This is a genomic window from Variovorax sp. P4_D9, from assembly GCF_056401695.1.
Genome location: NZ_JBFUIU010001381.1, coordinates 1 through 1,527, shown reverse-complemented (window position 1 = coordinate 1,527; position 1,527 = coordinate 1). Strand labels below are relative to the sequence as shown.

Annotated in this window: 1 protein-coding gene; it reads left to right on the top strand. The window is 64.3% G+C overall.

The genetic code is table 11. From position 1 onward, the window contains the following. The first annotated feature begins 73 nt into the window (after nt 1-73). On the top strand, nt 74-1,429 hold the full coding sequence (locus AC1DY5_RS55165) for an IS1182 family transposase (protein ID WP_478122620.1): 1,356 nt from the start codon (nt 74-76) through the stop codon (nt 1,427-1,429). The last annotated feature ends 98 nt before the right edge of the window (nt 1,430-1,527 follow it).

Below are 1,527 nucleotides of genomic sequence, written 5' to 3'. Positions count from 1 at the left end.
GTCGGGCTTTCCCGCCTACCCCGAGTGGGCGGCGGCTTGGACAATCGCGCCAGTTTAAATAGACCTCCACTGCATGAGCCGCTTCATTGCCGTAGATCGAGACACCGCCTACTTGCTGCCGCCGTCGGTTGATGAATGGCTACCGCAGGATCACCTGGCCCGCTTTGTCGTGGAGGTGATCGACCAGTTGGACCTGAGTGAGCTGGTGCGGCAATACGCGGGACGCGGCAGCAATGCGTACCACCCGGCGATGCTGCTGGGCTTGCTGGTCTATGGTTACGCCACCGGGGTGCACTCGAGCCGCAAGATCGAGCGGGCCTGCCACGACTCGGTGGCATTTCGCTTCATAGCCGCCAATACCCAGCCCGACCATGACAGCATCGCCACGTTCCGGCGGCGCTTTCTGCCACAGATCGAGGCGCTGTTCGTGCAGGTGCTGGTGCTGGCGCGCGAGATGAAGTGCTTGAAGCTGGGCAACATCTCACTGGACGGCACCAAGATCGCAGCCAACGCGAGCAAGCACAAGGCGCTGTCCTGGGAGCACGCCAACAAGATCGAGGCACAGTTGCGCGAAGAAGTGCAGCAGTTGCTGAAGCTGGCCGAAGACAGCGACAGCCGTCCTGTCAATGACGGSYTGGACGTGCCGGCGGAGATCGCGCGGCGCGAGAAGCGCCTGGGCGCCATCGCGCAAGCCAAGGCCAAGATCGAGGAGCGTGCGCGCGAGCGGCACGCCGTCGAGCAGCAGGAGTACGAGGCCAAGTGCGCCAAGCGCCAAGGGCAGCGCGATGAGGGCARGAAGCCGCGCGGGCCGGACCCGCAGCCACCGGCGAGCGGTCCCAAGGMCAGCGACCAGGTCAACCTSACCGACGAAGAGTCGCGCATCATGCCCACCTCGAGCGGGGGCTTCGAGCAAAGCTACAACGCCCAGGCTGCGGTGGATACCGAGACCATGYTGGTGGTGGYCCACAACGTCTCACAGGCGCCCAACGACAAGCGCGAAATCACMCCGATACTGGATAAGGTTCAGGCTCTGCCGGAGGGSCTCGGACAGGTTTCGACGCTGTTGGGCGACACGGGTTACTTCAGCGCGGCCAAYGTGAATGCCTGCGAGGCGCAGGGAATTGAGCCCCTGCTGTCGATGAAGCGCGAATCGCACCATATTCCGGTGCTCCAGCGCTTTGCGCCGGATGCGCCGGCGCCTGAAACTGACGATCCGGTGGTCAGGATGGCCCATCGGYTGGGGACGAAAGAGGGTCGAGTACTGTATGGACTTCGCAAGCAAACGGTGGAGCCGGTGTTCGGGATCATCAAACGCGTGATGGGCTGGAGCCAGATGAGCATGCGCGGGCTGGACAAGGCGCGCGGCGAATGGTCGCTGGTGACGATGGCYTGGAATATCAAGCGGCTGCATGTGCTGCGGGCCGCATAAAGAGGGAGGCAGATGCTCCCCACGACCCGACTCGCGGGGCGCTCAGGCCCCTCGAGGAAGGCAACTCCGCCTCGCGCCGTAGCAATCGACGCCGCGCG